The organism is Streptomyces sp. NPDC059679, assembly GCF_042734105.1.
Taxonomy (GTDB): Bacteria; Actinomycetota; Actinomycetes; order Streptomycetales; family Streptomycetaceae; genus Streptomyces.
On record NZ_JBHWES010000013.1, the window covers coordinates 95,685 to 113,772 of the forward strand.

Below are 18,088 nucleotides of genomic sequence, written 5' to 3' on the forward strand. Positions count from 1 at the left end.
CATGGTCGGGGCCTGACGTGGTACGGCGCAGGTCAGGGGAGTGTCCAGATCTGGGTCGTCACGAGGTAGAAGACAACGCCCCAGAACACGGTCACCGCGCCGACGATGCCGAGGCCGACGAGGTTGGTCTTCACCGCCGGTTCGTCCGGTGACGGCCTCAGCCACCGCTTGAGCAGCCGGTTCACGTAGTAGGGCATCGTCAGGAAACTCATGATGAAGCTCGAAAGCAGGTTGCCGACCAGCAGCCCGAACCAGAGCGGCATCTTCAGCGGCGACAGGGCGAGCGTCAGCAGCACAACGGTCGGGTACAGGCCGACCCACACCGCGATGGCGGTTTTGGTCTCCGAGGGCGGCGGCGCTTCCTTGCCGTTCTCTTCGAAGGCGAACCAGCTGCCGAACGAGTCGTCGATCGTGCGCAGTTTGAAGTCGTTGAACTTCCGGCCTTCAGCGAGAATCTTCTGCCGCTCGGGCGACGTCAGCCACGCGTCGAGATGCTCGGCGTTGTCGAATCGGTACAGCGTGGTCCATTCGTCCTGAAGTCCCTCGATGGGACGGAAAAGCTCGGTTCCGCGAAATCCCTCGAATGTGCTCTCCTCCTGGTTCATATGGCGCTGCCACTCGAGAAATTCGTCGACCTGGTTCGAGTGGACGCGATGGGTGACCACGACGGTCACAAGAGGGTCCATTGGCTGCGTGGAGCCGCTGACCACCTGCTGGGTTGCGGGGCCGTCAAAGTATTTGCTGCCGATATCGAGGAACCTCTGCCTGGTCGCGCCGTTCATCCACGCTTGCAGATGGACTATTGAGTCGAATCGGTATACGACAACCCAGTCGGGTTGCAGGGGTGTCGGCCGGGCGATCTCGTCACCGAGGTATCCGGGGTATTCGGCGGCAGCCGCGTTGACGCCCTGCTGCCACGCCTCGTACTCCCGCTCAAGGCCGGGCAGGATCTTCAGGCCGATGATGACCGTCGCCGTAGCGTCTTCGAGCTTCTGGGCGTTCATTTGCTCAGTTCCTCGGCAGCTCAGTCCTCGGCACCGGCTGGTCTTCGTTGAGCCGGCTGTAGATCCGTTCGGGTGTCAGGGGCAGCGCGCGGTAGCGGACGCCCGTGGCGTCGTGGAGGGCATTCGCCAGCGCGGGGGCCACCGGGTTGATACAGCATTCCGCGATCCCCTTCGACCGCAGGGGACCGAGGGAGTCCGCCGAGTCCACCAGGAGCACATCGGTGCGAGGGATGTCGGCGTAGGTGGGGATGCGGTAGTTGCGCAGGTTCGGGTTTTCCATGGCGCCGTCCGCGTCGACGTGGTGGTTCTCGGTCAGCGTGAAGCCGATTCCCTGGGCGACACCGCCTTCCACCTGTCCCCGGACTTGTGCGGGGTTGATGACTACGGCGGCGTCGGTCGCCTGGACGCTGTAAAGGATACGGATCTCTCCCGTCACCCGGTGGACGGCGATTCGGAAGCCCTGCGTATTGGAGGTGACGCTTCGGGGCGAGCCGTACGCCTTGCGGGCGGCGGTGAACCGGACTCCGTGCGCCCGGGCCGATGCGACGAGCTCGGCCAACGACACACGCTGGTCGCCGCAGACGACGCCCTCTTCGTCCATCGAGCACATCGCGACATGGACACCCATATGCGCGGCAGCCACCTCCAGTATCCGGTCGCGCACAGCGTTGGCCGCTCGGAGTACCGCGTTGCCCGCCACGAAAAGGCCCGCACTCGCAAAGGCTCCGGTGTCGAATCCCGTGCGGTCGGTGTCGGATTGCACCAGGCGAATCCGCGACGGCGTCGTGCCCAGCTGATTGGCCGCGATCTGGACATGCGCGGTCGACGTACCCTCGCCGAATTCGACGGTGCCGACGGCCAACTCGTACATGAGGTCGTCGCCGAGCGTGACCCATGCCTCGGAGATGTGTTCGGTCGGTGGCGCGGTCTCGTGCACGGAACTCGCGACGCCGACCCCGACGAGCCAGCCGGATCCGGGGGGCGGCTCATCGGCCGCACGGGCGTCTGCCGTACGGGCCATGGCGTCAGCCACGAGATCGACGCACTTCGCAAGTCCGTCCTCGGCGACTACCACGTCGTCGGGGCCGTCGTGCATGGCGACGAGCGGATCGCCCGGTCGCACGATATTGCGTCGTCGCAGTTCGAGCGGGTCGATGTGCAGTGTGCGTGCCAGTTCGTCCATCGCCGATTCCACGGCGAACGTCGGTTGCGTCATCCCGTAACCGCGCAGTGCCCCGCTGGGAGTGGTGTTGGTATAGACGGAGAACGCGTCATACTTCTTGTTGGGGCAGCGGTAGATCATGACGGCAGCGCCGCCCGCATACAGCGTTTCGCCGCCGTGGTTGCCGTAGGCGCCCGTGTTCGACACATTGCGGACCTGGAACGCCGTGAGTGTTCCGTCCGCCTTCGCGCCGAGCTTGACCGTCAGCGTCATCGGATGCCGTGTCGAAGCGGTGGTGAACTCCTCCTCGCGGGTGTACTCGAAGCAGACGGGCCGTCCGGTGTCCAGGGTGGCGAGCGCGACCAGATCCTCCGAGATGACCTCCTGTTTGCCGCCGAAGCCGCCGCCGACGCGTTTGCAGAACACCCGGAGCTGGTCCGGGCGCAGCGCGAAGAGATAGGCGAGTTTTCCCTTTGCGATCGACGGCGACTGCGAACTGGTGCGGACGTTCAGACGGCCGTTGTCCATCCAGGCAATGGAGCCGTGGGTCTCGAGATGCGCGTGCTGCACCCGCGGTGTGTGGTACGTGCCTTCGTGGATCACATCGGCTTCGGCGAACCCCGCGTCGATATCGCCGATATGCGAATGGATCTCGATCAGGATGTTGTGGACAGGATCGCGGACGAATGGATCGTGCGTTCCATGCAGCTGTGGCGCCCCCTCGGCCATCGCCTCTTCGGGGTCGAATACGGACGGCAGCACCTCGTATTCCACGTCGACCCTCCGGCAGCCCTCTTCTGCCGCCCGCACCGTGTCGGCCAGGACCGCGACGACGCGTTGGCCGACGAAGCGGACCGTGTTGTCGAGGATGAAGGTGTCGTCCGGATCGACGAGATGGTCGGTGTGGATCGCCGTAGTGAAACGCTTACGCGGCACATCCTCCCAGGTGTAGACCCGATGCACACCGGGAACCGCGAGTGCGGCGGTCTTGTCGATCGAGACGATCCGGGCATGCGCGTGCGGTGAGTGCACCACCTTGAGGTGCAGCATGCCTTCGATGTGGGTGTCCATGGTGAACTCGGCACGGCCGGTCACCACATCCTCGGCCGCCGGGGCGCTGACGCTCGTCCCGGCGGCCTTTCCCGGCACGGCTGTCTCCACGCCGGCGACGCCCTTCACGGCATCCTCGATCCCGCGATAGCCGGTGCAACGGCAGAGGTTGCCTTTCAACGCCCGGGGCAAGTCCTCTTTCTGTGCCTCGGTGAACGCTGCCGACGTCATGATCATCCCTGCGGTGCAGAAGCCACATTGGAACCCCGGGGCATCGCGGAACTGTCGCTGCATGGGATGCAGATCGCCGGGTGAGCCGATGCCCTCGATCGTCGTCACTTCACGACTCTCTGCGCGGTAGGCAGGGGTGATGCAGCTGTGTACCGGATCGCCGTCCAACCACACCGTGCATGCGCCGCAATCGCCCGCGTCGCACCCCTTTTTGACACCGTAGTGGCCGAGTGAGCGGAGGAAAGTGCGCAGGCACTGTCCGGGGGCCGGCTCTTCGTCAAAGCTCTTGCCGTTCACGACATACGTCATGCCGGACCCCCGGCGATGAGTTCGCGACGAATCTCTTCGGCGAAGTGTTTTGTCAGATGGCGGCGGTGGTCGGGGGTTCCGTTGGGATCGGCGAACCAGACCCCTTCGGGGATGACGTCGACGCTCCGCTGCAGAGTTCGGGCATCGGGCATGGTGTCGAAAGCAATGCGCACAGGCCGTGTCGTGCCTGCTGTGACGGTGAGCGCCAGGTCGCTCGTTCCTGGGGTTTGAGTACCGATGAGGAATACCGTCGAGCGACCGAGACGGGTCAGCGTGAACCGGCGGTGCGCAGCGCGTTTCCTCAGAGCGCGCGCCGGAATGTCGATGCGCCGCAGGATTTCCCCGGGAGTGAGAATGTTCCGGTGGTCGCCGGTCACGAAGTCGAGGGCATCGACGGTGCGCGTGGACCCGTCGGGAGCCCACAACTCGTACGTCGCCTCGAGTGCGACCGTCAGCGTGATCATTGGACCTGCGGGCAAGGACAGACAGATGTTGCCGCCGACGGTCGCCGAGTTCCAGACCTTGAACGAGGACAGGAATGCCTCGCAGCTTTTGGTGAAAAGGGTGCCCGCGATCCCAACACCTGGCAGCGCAAAGGCGTACAGGTCGCGGATGGTGCACGTGGCGCCGATTTCGAGGCCCGCGTCGCTCGGGACGAGCGGGTCCCAGTGCGATGCCGTCAGATCGATCAGGCGGCGCAGGCTCGGCTGCTCCACGGAAAACAGCCACGTTCCGCCTGCGAGCCAGGTGTCGCCTTCGCGCCAGTCCGCGCCTGGCCTGTCGGAGGGCCGCCGGACGACTTCGGTGATGGTGTTGAGGTCCAAGGGAACTGACCTCCCTCACGCTCACGGCGATATTCGTGCGACCACCGCCTACCGAACTCGATCAACCGAGCGACAGAGCGACAGAGTCGAATTCGGGCCGCTGCGGTCGAACTTCTCCAGGAAGGACCGGCGCGCGCAGAGATATCGATTATATCGCCGAACCGGTCGGCCTCGCCAAGTCCGCGCCCAGCCGCTGGGGGAAGGTGGCGCCGGTCAGCTCCTCCGACACGGTCCACAGGCGGCGGGCCGTTTCCGGGTCGCTGGCCGCCACGGACCGGCCGACCAGCGTCGGGGCGCCGCGCATTTCGGCGAAGCCGTCCGGTCCGACGTAGGCCGCGCCGGGCAGGTCCTGGACCGCGGCGTACAGCGTCGGCCGCGCGCCCGCCTTGCTGTCCTGCGCGAAGACCCGGTTGCCCATCCGCATGGCCGCGCGGCGCAGGAAGCTGGCGTCGTTGCCCTGCAGGTTGGTGGCGGCCCAGCCGGGGTGCGCGGCCACGGCGCGTACGTGGGAGCCGGCCGCGGTCAGGCGGCGCTGGAGTTCCAGGGTGAAGAGCAGGTTGGCCAGCTTGGACTGGCCGTAGGCGTGCATCGGGGTGTACTCGCCCGTCAGGTTCAGATTCTCGAAGTGGATGTGGTTGTCGCTCGGGATCCGGTGTGCCCCGGAGGAGACGGTCACCACCCGGTCGGTGATATGGGGCAGCAGCAGGTTGGTCAGCGCGAAGTGGCCGAGGTGGTTGGTGCCGAACTGCATCTCGAAGCCGTCCTTGGTACCGGCCTCCGGGATGTTCATCACGCCGGCGTTGTTGATCAGCAGATCGAGGTCGCCTTGCCAGGAGGAGGCGAACCGGCGGATCGAGGCGAGGTCGGCCAGGTCGAGCGGGCGCACCTCCAGGGTGCCGCGCGCACCGGTCACGGCCGCGGCGGCGGCCTCGCCGCGGCCGGTGTCCCGTACGGCGAGTACGACGTGGGCACCGGCCCGGGCCAGGGCGTCGACGGTGGCGAGGCCGAGGCCGCTGTTGGCTCCGGTGACCACGGCGGTGCGGCCGGTCAGGTCGGGGAGGTGGGTTTCGTTCCAGCGGGATGTGTTCAGAGTCTTTGCCATGCGAGCCAATGTAGGCATCGCAAACAATGATGTCAACGCCAACAATGTAGACGCTGATCACACCGCGGATAGACTGCTGGGCATGAAGACCCGCCCGTACCATCACGGAGACCTGCGCACCGCGCTGCTGACCCGCGCCGAGCAGACGCTGCGCGACAAGGGCCCGGCCGCCCTGTCGCTGCGGGAGCTGGCCCGTGACATCGGAGTCAGCCATGCCGCGCCCAGCCGCCACTTCAAGGACAAGCAGGCCCTGCTGGACGCGCTGGCCCTGGAGGGATTCGACCGCTTCCTGGGGGCACTGACCGCGGCGCGGGAGTCGGGCGATGCCTTCGCCGACCGGCTGGACGCGGTCGCACGCGCCTACGTGGGCTTCGCCACGGACAACGCGGCCCTGCTGGAGCTCATGTACTCCGTCAAGCACGAACCGGGTGCGTCCAAGGAGCTGATCGCATGCTCGCAGCGGCTGGCAGGGATCGCCACGGGGCTGATCGAAGAAGGGCAACGCAGGGACGAGGTGCGTCCAGGGCCGGTGGAGGGCATCATGCTGCCGGTCATGGCCGCGATACACGGCTTCGCCACCCTGGCGGCGAACGGCACACTCCCCGCTGAAGAGGTCGAGCAGGGCCTGGGCGCCACCATCGCGTTCGCTCTGCGGGGCTGCGCGGCGTAGCCCCCAGGCCCGGTCCTGCCTGTGGTCGGACGCCCCCTTTGACGACAGCCCTAGCCGGGCAGTCGGCCGGAGTAGTAGCGGATGTCGCCCTGGTCGCCGCCGAGGCCGGCCGCCCACTCGGCCAGCGTCTTCGGCGAGGAGACGTCGGAGGAGGCGTCCGAGGAGGAGGCGTCCGAGGAAGGGGCGGCCAGCACGGCGGCGGCCAGGGCGGGCGGCGGCCCGGCGCGCTCGATGAGCTCCCGCCACTGCTCCGGGCGCATCGCCAGATACCGCAGGCCCGGTATCCGGGCGGCCACCTCGACGTCGCGCACCGCCGCCCCCGACAGATCCAACCCGTACAGCCGGGGGCAGTCCCGCAGCGGGGCCAGCGACACGGGCTCGGTCGACCGCACCGTCACGGCCGCCAGCGTGGGATGTCCCGCCAGCGGCGACAGCTCCGCGTCGCAGGTCACGTCAGCGTGGTGCACGGGGGGCTCCGACGCCGCGCCCGCGCCCTCCGTTCCGCCGTCCTTTTCGCCGTCCGCGCCTTCGATGGTGTCGCCGGGGAGCTCCGGCAGCCCGGCGTCGATCCACAGCTCCTCGGACGCGGCGTCGCATTCGTAGTCGCCGCGCTCCAGCGCCGCCAGTTGCAGCCGCAGTAGCTCGGTCACCGAGTCGGCCACGTACACGGGCCCGTCGTCATGATGCAGACCCACCCGGATCACCTGACCCGGGCGGCCACCTTCGGCCGGATCCATGTCCACGGCCAGGAAGTCGCCGCCGGTGCTCTCCGCGAAGATGATCCAGCCGGGGCGGTAGGCCGAGGACCGCGCCCTGGCCCGCGGCAGACCATCGGAGCGCACCGACCCGAGCGAGTGGTACTGCCAGGTGTCACCCGCCGCCCACCAGCGGTCCGCGTGGCGGAAGGAGACCACCTGGTCGATGTCGAGCCAGATATGGCGGTCGAAGAGCCGGGCGCCGTCGTCCCCGCCGTCGCCGTCGGCCACGGCGTACAGTGCGCGCAGGTCGTCCGGAAGTGGCGCGCCCAGCTTCCGCTCGTAGTCGTCGATCTCCTCGGCGTTCCAGGGGGCGGGCAGCACGTCCTCGAAGTGTTCCAGGCGGCCCGGCTCCCAGCCGAAGATCTCGGCCCGCTTGCGCAGATACGCCCACAGCAGCCGCACCACCTCCTGCGCGTCTCCGGCCTGTGTCAGGTCCACGGGCCCGGACTGGAGATCGCCGGCGTCGGGTGGCCGGACGTCGGGCCGCAATACGTGGACATGGCCCGGCCCTTGGGGCTGCAGCACGATGGCTCGGCTGGTCAGCGCCTCGAACCGGCCGTCGGGGTACACCGCCAGCTCGATGGTCAGTTCGTCGGCCCTGGTGTCGTCCAGCTCGAAAACCCGCTGCAGCTGCTTGGGGGTCCGCATGGATCCGGGGCGTGTTCTGCCGTTCGCCAGAACATTGACCACTCCATGGCTGCCGATGCCGTGCCGGCCGGCACGAGCGCTGATCGACGCCCGCCGCCACCCTGGAGGCGCCCCTTTGGCCATGCTGTGCGCCACTTGCTGCAGCAGTGCGGTGATCTGCGGGTTCTGCGGATTCTGCGGGCTGGTCATACGGCTCCCTTGCGGTTGCTCGGTTGCTCGGTTGCTCGGTTGCTCGGACTGAGTGTTGCTCGTGGGACCCATTCCAGCAGCAGTGACCGACAACTGGGCCCCGTTGCAACGGGATAGGCTCGGTGACCCCCGGAAAGGAGACGCGGATACATGGTGGCCGGCTTCCACAGCTTCCATTGGCAAGGCTGCGAACTGCCCGACACGGAACTGGAGCAGGCGCATGACGAGCTGATGGCTCCGACCGAGGCGCAGGCGTACCTCCGCGCCTTCCGCACCCTGCTCCACAGCGGACACACCGTCGCCGCGGGCATCGCGCTCGACCACTTCCAGTACTCCGGGGCGCTGACCCGGTTCGGTGGCGAGAGCGCGGTCGAGCAGTACGGACCCGACGTACTCGCCGTGGCCCGCGAACTGCTCCGCCAGCCGCCGATCCCCGAGGACGAGGACACCTCCGCGGGCGCCAACCACGCGAGCGCGCTGAACGCGATGATGAACCTCGCCGAAGCCGCCGACGCGGACCTCATCGCCGACGCCCTGACCCTCGCCACCAATGACAATGTGCGCTCCACCGCCTGCTCGGCCGCCGCCACCGCGCTGGCCGCGGCCGAGACGCCGAGCCCGCGGCTGGTCGCCGCGCTCGGCGCCGTGGCGTTCGACGAAAGCCTCGACGTCGACATGGGGGAGCGTACGCAGGCCCTGCACGCGGTGTTCGAGGCGGACGACCCCGAGGCGACGGCCCTCCTGGTCCGCGCCACTGAGTCGAGCGAGCTCCGGCTGCAGATCCAAGGCGCTCTCGGGCTCACCACCAGCGGCCGGTTCCATGACCACCGGGAACGTGTCGAGCAGTTGGCGGCCACCTGGCCGCAGGACGCGCCATACGAGGCGCGCCTGGTGCGGGAGGCGCTGACCGGGTTTCACAGCATCTACTGGCTCGGGGCCCGGCTGGACGACGATCCGGAGCTCGAACGCGCCCACGCGGAGCTGATGTTTCCCACCGGCAGCGAGGACGCCTACCACCGCGCCTTCCGCACCCTGCTCCACAGCGGAAACCCGGTGGCCGTGGGCATCGCGCTCGACTACTTCGAGAGCTGGCAGGGGCTGGGCCACTTCCTCAATTCGAACGAGATCGAGGCGTACGCACCCGAGGCAGTCGCTCGGGCCTGGGAGGTGTTGGGCGATCCTCCGTCGCCACCCGAGCTGAGCCCGCGTACCGGCGAGGCCGCCAACCACATCAGCGCGTTGAACGCGATCGGCGCCCGCTGGCCGCAACCATCGGACGCGAGGCGGATCGCCGAGGTGCTGGAGCGCGCCACCAGCGACGGGGTACGCGACAAGGCGCTCTGGGTCGCGTACGGAGTGCTGGACACGGATGACGCCGATGACGTGGACGACGCGGGTGGCACGAACGAAGCAGACGACGGCGCGGCCGGGACGACGCCGGACGACCGTACGGCCGAGGCCGCCGGGGCGGCCGACGGACCCGATCGTGAACGACTTGTCGACCTCATCAGCCGCTTCGTGTTCGACCCATCCCTGTCCGGCCACCACGAGATCGCACTCCGCGTGCTGGGCGACGCGCTGGGCCCCGAGGCCAACCCGCTGCTGCTGCGGGCCCTGGCCGGCGACGACTGGGACATCCACGTCCAGGCGGCCTGGTGGCTGTCCCGCCCGAAGCGCATCGACGAGCACCGTGAACTGCTCGAAGAGGCGGTGGAGAGCTGGCCGGTCGAGATCATGTCCTCGGCACACGACGCCGATCTGGTCCGCGAGGCGGTGTTGGGTGGCATGCACAGCATCCACTGGGAAGACCACCGGCTCGCCGACCCCGACCTCCACCGCGCACACCGCGAACTGCGGGCGCCCAGCGGCGAGGAGGCGTACCACCGCGCGCTCCGCACCCTGCTCGACAGCGGTCAGGAGGTGGCGGTGGGCATCGCGCTGGATCACTGGTACCACGACAAGGGCCTCGAGCGTCACTTCGGCGAGCAGGCACGCTCGGTCGACGCGCCGCAGGTGCTGGCCCGCGCCCGCGAGGCGCTGCACCGGCCCCCGGCACCGGCCGGCGCCGGCCACCTGAGCGCGTTGGACGCGCTGCGCGTGGGGCGCTCGTGGGAGCCGGGCGACGCGGCGCTGCTCGCGGGTGTCCTACGGCAGGCCGGCGACCCCGAGGTGCGCAGCAGCGCCCTGTACACGGTCAGCGGGTTCCTCTACGAAACGAACACGGCGGACGAGGAGTTGATCAGCACCCTCGGGGCCCTCGCCCGCGACGGCAGCCTTCCCGTATCGCAGCGCACCCACGCGCTGGGATCGCTGCGGGATGCCCCGGGCGGCGCGGCGACCGAGGAGTTGGTGCGCGCCACCAGGTGCGAGGAACTGGAGGTGCAGGCCGCGGCCGCCCTGGGCCTCACCGACGAGCCCCGGCTGGCGGACCACCGGGCCCTGCTCACCCGACTCGCCGCCTCGTGGCCGATGGAGGGGGCGCCCTGGGCCGCCGGTCTCGTACGCGAGAGCCTTGAGGCGCGGGACTGAGCGGGGCTCGCGCGAGGCCGGCACGGGGCTGACTCGCGGCTGACACAAGGCTGACGCGCCACTCAGCGGGACCGGGTCCCGGGCCTGGTCGATGGGAAGACCGAGCCCGGGTCACAGGTGTTGCTACCCATCGCACCCGCCCCTATGGTGGGAGCGCTCCCACACCAGAACACGCCCTCTCAGGGAGGTCCCCACATGCGCTTTGAGCGATTACGGCCACGGGTGTGGGCACCCGCGGTCCTCGTGGCCGCCGCAAGCCTGACGGCCACCACCCTCACCACCCAGGCAGGCGCCACCGGCAACCCCGGGACGCCCGCGACACGCATCGCCCCCGGTGTCGAGGACGACGGCGCCGACTGCGCCGTACAAGACCCGGGCTCTTTGACCGCCAACTCCAAGCTCCCCGACCCCTTCACACGGCTCAACGGGACGCGCATCACCACCAAGTCCGACTGGCGGTGCAGACGAGCCGAGATCAAGAAGCTGGCAGAGAAATACGTCTACGGCGAGAAACACGCGAAGCCCGCCAGTGTCACCGGGACGGTCTCGAACACCAACATCACGGTGAACGTGTCGGACCAGGGCAAGAGCTCCAGTTTCTCCGCCAAGGTCGAACTTCCCAGTGGTTCCGGCCCCTTCCCGGCCGTCGTGGTCGTGGGCGGATTCGGCGCGGACACCGCCACCATCAAGGCCTCCGGCGCCGCCGTCATCAGCTACGACCCCCTCGCGGTCGGCCGCGAGGGCACGCCACGGAACAACAAGCAGGGCGCGTACTACAGCATCTACGGCTCACAGAGCAGCACCGGAGTGCTCATGGCCTGGGCCTGGGGGGTGAGCCGCATCATCGACGTCATCGAGCAGTCGGGCGGCAACATCCTCAAGGCGGACGCGATGGGCGTCACGGGTTGCTCGCGCTACGGCAAGGGTGCCTTCGCCATCGGCGCCTTCGACCAGCGGATCGCGCTGACCATGCCGATCGAGTCGGGCACCGCGGGGGCTCCCATACTCCGCGGCATTCCCGGAGAGAGCGGTTCACAGCCCCTGAGCAGCGCCTACTCGGAACAGCCGTGGCTGGGCGATGCGTTCGGCTCCTTCACAGGCAACCCGACCACACTGCCACTGGACACACACGAAATCGTGGCCATGGTGGCGCCGCGCGGGCTGTTCATCATGGAGAACCCGCATATCGACTGGCTGGGCGCCAAGTCCGGCAGCGTGGCGGCGCTCGGCGGGGCCGAGGTCTACAAGGCCCTCGGCGCGGGCGCCAACATCACGTACTGGTCCGACATCCAGGACGGCAACCACTGCGCCGTCAGGCCCGAGTGGAAGACCCCGTTGCAGCAGAACATCCAGAAGTTCCTGCTGAAGACGGGCAACACCGCCGGCACGATCAGGATCTCGAGCAAGAAGCCGGGCAACCTCGCCGAATGGCGAACCTGGACGACTCCGACCCTCGCCGATCAGCCCGGCGGCGAGTGATTCGAGCGCCCCGGCTCCGTCGGGGCGCTCCGGCATCTCGGGCGCTACTCGGCCACGCCCGCAAAGCCGTAGCACAGCCCGTGCCCCGGGACCGGCAGCCCCACGGGCAACCGAACACCGGTCAGCTCGGGCACGGCGACGTCGTCCCATGACACGGTCGCGTCGACGAGGTGCCTGCGCAGGTCGATCGAGCTCACCTCGGCGCCGTCCACGTACGTGGTGAGCGTGGGGGCGCTGCTGAGCCCGGTCTCCAGCGCGAACCACTCATCGCATGCCCAGCGGATCTCGTCGGCGTCGGACGCGACGATGGTCGTGCTGTACCGCACGCTTCCACTCCATGCATCGTCCTCGAACACGTAGACGCTGTACGCGGCCTCCGCCGCTGATTCGCCGCTCACGCCGAGCAGCACAGCCAGCTCATCCAGTCCGGCCTCGGCGGCGTGACCGGACGGACCGGCCGCGCGTATCCGGGCGTACAGTTCCTCCGCCTCGATCTGCCGCCGCCTGATGGTGCCCTCATCCTCCCCGTACTGCTCCATGACCTCGGGGTTCATGTCCAAGACGGCCTCCCAGTAAGAGATCTGCTGGGCCAGGCGACCAGTCAGCAACGTCAGGGCCTCGATGTCATCGGGCCGTGCCTCCACTGCGGCGCGCAGCCAACGCTCCTCAGGCCAGGTCTGGTCACCGGAGCCGGGCGTTCTCGGTTCCGATGCCGTCAGGCACAACAGTCGCCCCAGCTCCAGCGCGGCGTGGGCATCGCCCGCCATCGCGGCGGTCCGCAACCGTGTGATCGTTTCCGTAGTGATCGCCATGGGTCCGACGCTACCGGGGGCGGAGCAATCTCCGGCTGACAGGATGAACCCATGGCGAAGCCTCAACCGATCAACTACGTACGGGTTGCTGAAGTCCTCACCGAACTCGGCATGATCACTCAGGAGACGGCTCAAAGCGTCATAGACGACTTCGACGACCTCGCCTACATGGCAATGAAACCAATCCATGAGATAGCCGGCTCGCTCACGGAGTTCGGCGTGGCCGTATCCATCCACGCCGATGACGTCGACTTCGCCGACCAGCACTACCAATGGCTCCTGGGAGAAGCCGCGGCTCTCACCGGAGGAAGTGTCACCGTCGACAACTTCCGCTTCGACAAGGAAGACCCGGACGACGAGGACGCCGGCCTCGGGACGATGTACTTCGAGCGCAACGGCAAGGAGCTCTCCTTCGACGTGGAGCAGGAGTCGAACGACTACCTCGACATGGGCGCGGCCCAGGCGGCCATCGAAGCGCTCAGCCCCGACGACGACCCCCGAACCTTCCGCTGCGTCGACAGCGGCCACTACACCATCGGACACGACGATGTCATGGTCCTGGCCACTGCCGAGCAGCGCGAAGGGCTCTTCCAGCACCTCGGCATCACGTTCCGCGAACCGTGGTGAGATGACTACCGGTAGTTCGTTGATTCCGGCGGTGGCGTGGGTTGACGGCAGGGCAGGTTGGTCGTACGCCGGTGGAAGGCTAAGAAGCCATCTATTTGGGTGCTTCGATCGTGATGATGGCAGCGACGAAAGCGGATGGCCGACACCGAGGGAACGCGGTTACCGTGCGCAGATGTCGTACCGACTCGACGCTGTCATAGGCGACTTCGACCGCTTGCGAAGCTGGGCCGAAGGAGTGACGGAGGCGGTGGTTGCCCCACTCGCGCAACGTTTGGGGCTGATGCCACTGCCCACCGCGCTCCGCAGTGATCTGCCGCGAATCCTGTGTGCCCTCTCACAGGGCGGACCTGTGGCCCATGTGAAAGCGGACTTCTGGGGCGGCGACGGGCATCAGGCTGCTGCCTTGTGGCGGGCTGGTGTGCAGGTATGGGGCCCAGTGCAGACGTCGGAATTCGATGGTCTGCGGGAGGACTGGCCAATCAACGCGGCGCTCGCCCGGCTCGGCGTGGTGTCGGCCGACCCCCGCGCGCCGGACTGTCGCGACCTGTTCGTGGAAGTAGGCCTTGGCCAAGGACGGGACGAGGAGGACTGGCGCTGGGCCGCCCTGAAGGCGTACGACGCGGCCGACTACGACGAGTGGTACGCGAGGGAGCGGGCCAAGCGTGAGTACGAGGAGCGTGCCGCAGCCGACCGAGCCATTCATGAGCGCCTGCCCGGCGTCCCGGTGCCCCTCAACGGCAAGGAAATCATCGCCCTGCTCGGCATACCTCAGGGTCGCACGATAGGGGCGGCCATCCGCCACCTTCAGGAACTCCACCTCGCCCGCGGCCCTCTGTCCCGCACGGTAGCCGAAGCCGCATTGTGCGCCTGGGCAGCAGAGCGAGGCATGCCCCCCTCAACGGACGGTGAAGACACTGTCCCCACCAATTCGTAGCCCGGCTTCCGCGGACTGCTACCGCACCCAATGGAAGGGGGCGGCTGGCCCGGCGTCCCGATTCCTCGGCCCGGCGGGCGGCTGAGCTCAGGACTGGCTCCGCTGCGCTCCGCCGCAACTGCTGCCGCGCGGTGGCGAGCCGGTCAGACCAGCGGTGCGCTCGGCTGGGGGTGCGCGAGCGCGACGAACGGGCCGGCGACCGCTGGATGGTATGGTCCGGACGCCGCGTGCGGGCATCGTCTCGCGCCTTCGGCGCAAAACGGCCGGCAGCGGGAAACGGAGGGGCGCCGGAGGCATCGTCGCCGTCTTGCCCAGGGGGCCGTCACCCCGGTGCTCGCCCATCCGTCGCGCTCCCGCGCCCCCAGTCCAGCGCAGCGGAGCCAGTCCTGAGCTCAGGGGCCCGCCGGGCCGAGGAATCGGGGCGTTGGGCCAGCTGCCCCTTACTCCTCTCAAGGCACCCACCGCCTAGTGTTCCGGCCGGACTTCCCGCCTCATCGACAGGATTTCCCGCCCCCGCTCGCCGGTGATCATCTCGGCGAGCACGGGGTCGGCGAACAGCACCACGGGGGCGATGTGGTCCTCATGCAGCGGACGCCATAGCCGTATCGCCTCCCTCAGTTCGGGCCAGGCCGCGTCAATGAGCTGGCGCTGACGCTCCCGTGCCCGGTCGTACGCGCCGAAGGGGTCGTTCGCTTCGAAGTCGGCCGGCACGCCGTCCTCCGATTCCTCGCTGATGAGGACCGTGGAGACAGTCAGGGTTGATATTTCCACGCGCATGACGGGCTGACCGTCCACCCACGCCTCTTCGTAGGTCGCGTTCCGTCGCTGCTCCTCATACGGGTCCGGGACCTGGAACGCGGGGTCGGCGGCCAGTCGGTCCGTGATGTGGTGGACCGCGGCGTTGAATTCCGGGTTGCCGAAGGAGAGCTGGAAATCAGGGGCGGCACGGCGGACCTCGTGGTCGGCGATGAGCGACCGCAGCCATTCCGGGCCGTTCTCCTTGGAGAATCGCAGCGTCGACCATCCGTGTGGCAGATCGCGAGTGCGGTCTTCCTCGAAGACAAGAGGCAGCAATTCGGCGCCAAACAGGGGGTGTTGCAGGATGCCGGGATGGTGCGCGTAGTTCACGACATGGCTGATCCCGGCCTCGTGCTGACCGCCGCCGAGCATGGTCAGCATCTGGAACCGCAGAAGCAGAGCCCGCTCGTTGCCGAAGTCTTCGGCGTCGGTCAGGACCTTCAAGGGGCCGTCGATTTCGCCTTTGAGGGCAGCGAGCCGGGCCTCTTCCACCTGGGTGCCCCAGCGGTCCTTGGTCTCCCCCTCCGGTTTCCGCAGAGCATGGAACGACTTGTACTGGTCATACATCAACTCGTAGAAGGAGTCGAAAGGCTCCAGCCCGTTCCCCGACCACGAAGCGAGCCAGTAAGCGGTCCACTCCCCGCGCTCATTCACGTCCCCGGGGTCAAGGAAGATGTCCGCCGCGTCGCCATCGAGCGATACGAGCAGAGAACGCCTCAGCACCGCTGCCTCATTGATCATGTCAGCGTCTTCTTCATCCTCGCTCTCTGCGTCGTCCTCCGCGAGTTCGTCGTAGATGTCGATCAGGTACGACCGGTCGGAGTCGGCCAGCCACTCCAGCTCAGCCGTTCCGGCCAGCCGGTAGATGAAGCAGCCCGCGTCCCGCCACCCGTTGGTGACCGCCAGGAATTCGCGCAGTGACACCGGCAGAGTGCGGCCCAAGCGGGCCTCTGCCGCTGCGATCTCCTCTTCGCTCGCCGGGGCGAAGCCGAGCCAGCGGTCACGCACGACGGCCTCGTCCAGCTCGGCGTCCTTCTCCGGGTCATGGCTGTCGATCCACTCCTCGCTCCACTGCTGGAGGAACGGACGCCACTGCTCGCGGTTCACCGATGTACTCCCTCATCTCGAGGCCACTGCTGCAGGACAAGAACAGCACAGGGGTACGACAACCGCCCGCAACGGATGCCGTGGCCTCCGGCGCCGACCAGGGTTGGTCACCGCGACGCCCGGATGCGGGTGACGCGGCCGCCGCGGGGGCAGATTTCGATACCTCCGTTGCGTAAACAGCTCAGATCCCGCTACTACCGGCGCTGGCCGGCCAAGGATCATCTGGCCATCGCCGTCGTCGCCCGGATGCAGGACGACGTCGCCGTGCCGGACACCGGAGACGTACGCGCGGATCTCACCGACCACGCCGAGCAGATCGCCCTCGGGCTCAACCGCATGCGACGTGCCGGGCAACACGGAGACGCGGACGACCACTCGGCCGGAGTGGTGGCCGAGCTCGTGGCCGCGGCTGCCCGGCATCCCGATATCGGGGTGCCGGTACGTGAGGTCTTCACCCGGCGCAACCAACTGGTCCTCGGGCTGATCGAACGTGCCAGGCAGCGCAGCGCCCTCGATGCCGCCACCGACCCCGGCCTGCTGTTCGACCAGCTCGCCGGCGCGCTCTACTACCGGCTTCTGATCACCGGCCATCCGATCGACCGTGCCTACGCCGAACGCCTCGTCAACGCCACCCTCACCGGCGTCCTTCCCCACCCGGAGAGCTGATGGCCATGACCGCGCCGGAAACCGCCGTCCGCCCGCCCCGGAACCGCCTGCGCCGCCGTCGGCTGCTCGCCGCGCTCGGAGTACTTCACCGGCGTGGCAATCCCGTTCTACCGGGGCACGCTGCACGACAACACCCTGCCGCAGTTCAAGGCGATGAATCGGGCCCTCGCCGACCGGATCACCGCCCTCCGGTCGTCCTGACACGGTGGGCCGGCATGCGGGGACAGGAGGTGTGCCGACGTCATACGGCCATCGACCGCGGCGCCGGTGCCGGGTCGCCTCGGTCGTGGCGGCGCAGCTGAAGCGCGCTTCGATCGTCAGCCCGGCGCCCCGGGCGCCCTCCCGCGGCGCCCGGGGCACTGGCGTATCAGAGTCGCGCGGAGGAGGGCTGGGTGGCCGATGGCTGGGTGGTGGCCGCGCCGCCCAGCCACTTCAGGCCGTCGAGCAGGAAGCGGTTCTGGGTCTCGCTCGCGAAGGTGGAGGACAGGGGTGTGTTGTGCGCGTAGTCCATGGCGTTGTGGCCGAAGTTGGCGTACAGCATCTTGTACGTGGTGTTCGTCCACAGGATCGGGTAGTAGCCGCTGTACCAGCTCTGGTCGGGGTCGGTGCCGAGGGGGAAGCTGCTCGGGTCGACGGAGGCCAGGATCTTGATGTTCGGGTTCTGCCGGAGATCGTTCGACCAGCTGTACCACTCGCTGACCGACGAGGTGAACAGGGCGGGCAGGTTCTTGGTGGCGGGGTGGGTGCGGTCCTCGACCTTCAGTTTGGCCGTGGTCGGGCCCCAGGTGTTGGACTTGAAGTTGCCGCTGCCGAGGAACTGGTTGTGGTACCAGGACCAGTTCTGGGCTTCGGTGGTGAAAGCCGACACATGGAAGCCCATCCAGGCGCCGCCGCCGCGCATATACCGCTCGAAGCCGGTGCGCTGGGCGGCGGTCTGCGGCAGATCGTCGAGGAAGAGGACGACCTGGTAGCCGTTGACCCCGCCGTCCGCGAGCAGGTTCCAGTTGTTACTGGCGGTGTAGGTGAAGCCGTTCTGGGCGGCCTGCTTGGGGAACCAGTCGTTGGCCTCGTGGACGAAGTTGATGTGTGCGGCGTCCCAGGTGCCGCTGTAGAGGGCCAGCACCTTGAACGGGGCCCTCGGGGTCTTCGGGGTGTGCGTCGTCGCGTGGGCGGCGGGGGCCGCCATCAG

General features: G+C 68.2%; 13 protein-coding genes and 1 pseudogene. 6 read left to right on the forward strand and 8 right to left on the reverse strand.

Annotated features, from left to right (window positions below; all coding sequences use genetic code 11):
• Nucleotides 1-32: 32 nt before the first annotated feature.
• The 4 genes from ACFV2X_RS16970 to ACFV2X_RS16985 form a co-directional block, all read right to left on the reverse strand.
• Nucleotides 33-1,004 (reverse strand): antibiotic biosynthesis monooxygenase, encoded by a 972-nt coding sequence (locus ACFV2X_RS16970; RefSeq protein ID WP_385616885.1) that lies wholly within the window; start codon nt 1,002-1,004, stop codon nt 33-35.
• A gap of 4 nt (nt 1,005-1,008) precedes the next feature.
• Entirely contained in the window at nt 1,009-3,756 is a 2,748-nt protein-coding gene (locus ACFV2X_RS16975) for a molybdopterin-dependent oxidoreductase (RefSeq protein WP_385616887.1), read from the reverse strand.
• Nucleotides 3,753-4,580 carry an FAD binding domain-containing protein gene (locus tag ACFV2X_RS16980; RefSeq protein ID WP_385616889.1) on the reverse strand — a complete coding sequence of 276 codons (828 nt, stop codon included), beginning with the start codon at nt 4,578-4,580 and terminating at the stop codon, nt 3,753-3,755. Before ACFV2X_RS16980 ends, ACFV2X_RS16975 begins: the two co-directional genes overlap by 4 nt.
• A gap of 148 nt (nt 4,581-4,728) precedes the next feature.
• Nucleotides 4,729-5,682 (reverse strand): oxidoreductase, encoded by a 954-nt coding sequence (locus tag ACFV2X_RS16985; RefSeq protein WP_385616891.1) that lies wholly within the window; start codon nt 5,680-5,682, stop codon nt 4,729-4,731.
• A gap of 82 nt (nt 5,683-5,764) precedes the next feature.
• On the opposite strand from ACFV2X_RS16985, the gene ACFV2X_RS16990 reads away from it, so the two are divergent.
• Entirely contained in the window at nt 5,765-6,352 is a 588-nt protein-coding gene (locus tag ACFV2X_RS16990) for a TetR/AcrR family transcriptional regulator (protein ID WP_385616893.1), read from the forward strand.
• A gap of 50 nt (nt 6,353-6,402) precedes the next feature.
• On the opposite strand, the gene ACFV2X_RS16995 is transcribed toward ACFV2X_RS16990, so the two are convergent.
• Nucleotides 6,403-7,947, reverse strand: coding sequence for an SMI1/KNR4 family protein (locus ACFV2X_RS16995; RefSeq protein WP_385616895.1), 1,545 nt, complete (start codon nt 7,945-7,947; stop codon nt 6,403-6,405).
• Between the two features lie 150 nt (nt 7,948-8,097).
• On the opposite strand from ACFV2X_RS16995, the gene ACFV2X_RS17000 reads away from it, so the two are divergent.
• On the forward strand, nt 8,098-10,476 hold the full coding sequence (locus ACFV2X_RS17000; protein ID WP_385616897.1) for a hypothetical protein: 2,379 nt from the start codon (nt 8,098-8,100) through the stop codon (nt 10,474-10,476).
• Nucleotides 10,477-10,671: 195 nt separating this feature from the next.
• On the forward strand, nt 10,672-11,955 hold the full coding sequence (locus tag ACFV2X_RS17005) for a cellulose-binding protein (RefSeq protein ID WP_385616898.1): 1,284 nt from the start codon (nt 10,672-10,674) through the stop codon (nt 11,953-11,955).
• A 44-nt stretch (nt 11,956-11,999) separates the two neighbouring features.
• Here the strand turns inward: ACFV2X_RS17005 and ACFV2X_RS17010 are convergent, their stop codons facing one another.
• On the reverse strand, nt 12,000-12,767 hold the full coding sequence (locus tag ACFV2X_RS17010; protein ID WP_385616899.1) for a hypothetical protein: 768 nt from the start codon (nt 12,765-12,767) through the stop codon (nt 12,000-12,002).
• Nucleotides 12,768-12,818: 51 nt separating this feature from the next.
• Between ACFV2X_RS17010 and ACFV2X_RS17015 the strand changes: the two genes are divergently transcribed.
• Together ACFV2X_RS17015 and ACFV2X_RS17020 are read left to right on the forward strand one after the other, a co-directional pair.
• Nucleotides 12,819-13,394, forward strand: coding sequence for a hypothetical protein (locus ACFV2X_RS17015; RefSeq protein ID WP_385616901.1), 576 nt, complete (start codon nt 12,819-12,821; stop codon nt 13,392-13,394).
• A gap of 172 nt (nt 13,395-13,566) precedes the next feature.
• Complete coding sequence (locus ACFV2X_RS17020; RefSeq protein ID WP_385616903.1) at nt 13,567-14,328, forward strand: hypothetical protein; 762 nt, start codon at nt 13,567-13,569, stop codon at nt 14,326-14,328.
• 465 nt (nt 14,329-14,793) lie between these two features.
• On the opposite strand, the gene ACFV2X_RS17025 is transcribed toward ACFV2X_RS17020, so the two are convergent.
• Nucleotides 14,794-16,233 (reverse strand): SMI1/KNR4 family protein, encoded by a 1,440-nt coding sequence (locus ACFV2X_RS17025; protein ID WP_385616905.1) that lies wholly within the window; start codon nt 16,231-16,233, stop codon nt 14,794-14,796.
• Between the two features lie 168 nt (nt 16,234-16,401).
• Between ACFV2X_RS17025 and ACFV2X_RS17030 the strand changes: the two genes are divergently transcribed.
• Nucleotides 16,402-16,899 (forward strand): TetR-like C-terminal domain-containing protein, encoded by a 498-nt coding sequence (locus ACFV2X_RS17030; RefSeq protein ID WP_385616907.1) that lies wholly within the window; start codon nt 16,402-16,404, stop codon nt 16,897-16,899.
• A gap of 394 nt (nt 16,900-17,293) precedes the next feature.
• On the opposite strand, the pseudogene ACFV2X_RS17035 reads toward ACFV2X_RS17030, so the two are convergent.
• Nucleotides 17,294-18,085, reverse strand: a pseudogene (locus ACFV2X_RS17035) (ThuA domain-containing protein); the annotation flags it as partial.
• Nucleotides 18,086-18,088: the final 3 nt, after the last annotated feature.

Excerpts from the sequence above, each read along its gene's own strand:
- ACFV2X_RS17020 (WP_385616903.1), top strand. The coding sequence starts at position 13,567 with ATGTCGTACCGACTCGACGCTGTCATAGGCGACTTCGACCGCTTGCGA.
- ACFV2X_RS16985 (WP_385616891.1), bottom strand. The coding sequence starts at position 5,682 with ATGGCAAAGACTCTGAACACATCCCGCTGGAACGAAACCCACCTCCCC.
- ACFV2X_RS16975 (WP_385616887.1), bottom strand. The coding sequence starts at position 3,756 with ATGACGTATGTCGTGAACGGCAAGAGCTTTGACGAAGAGCCGGCCCCC.
- ACFV2X_RS17015 (WP_385616901.1), top strand. The coding sequence starts at position 12,819 with ATGGCGAAGCCTCAACCGATCAACTACGTACGGGTTGCTGAAGTCCTC.
- ACFV2X_RS16990 (WP_385616893.1), top strand. The coding sequence starts at position 5,765 with ATGAAGACCCGCCCGTACCATCACGGAGACCTGCGCACCGCGCTGCTG.
- ACFV2X_RS17005 (WP_385616898.1), top strand. The coding sequence starts at position 10,672 with ATGCGCTTTGAGCGATTACGGCCACGGGTGTGGGCACCCGCGGTCCTC.
- ACFV2X_RS16970 (WP_385616885.1), bottom strand. The coding sequence starts at position 1,004 with ATGAACGCCCAGAAGCTCGAAGACGCTACGGCGACGGTCATCATCGGC.
- ACFV2X_RS16995 (WP_385616895.1), bottom strand. The coding sequence starts at position 7,947 with ATGACCAGCCCGCAGAATCCGCAGAACCCGCAGATCACCGCACTGCTG.
- ACFV2X_RS17010 (WP_385616899.1), bottom strand. The coding sequence starts at position 12,767 with ATGGCGATCACTACGGAAACGATCACACGGTTGCGGACCGCCGCGATG.
- ACFV2X_RS17000 (WP_385616897.1), top strand. The coding sequence starts at position 8,098 with ATGGTGGCCGGCTTCCACAGCTTCCATTGGCAAGGCTGCGAACTGCCC.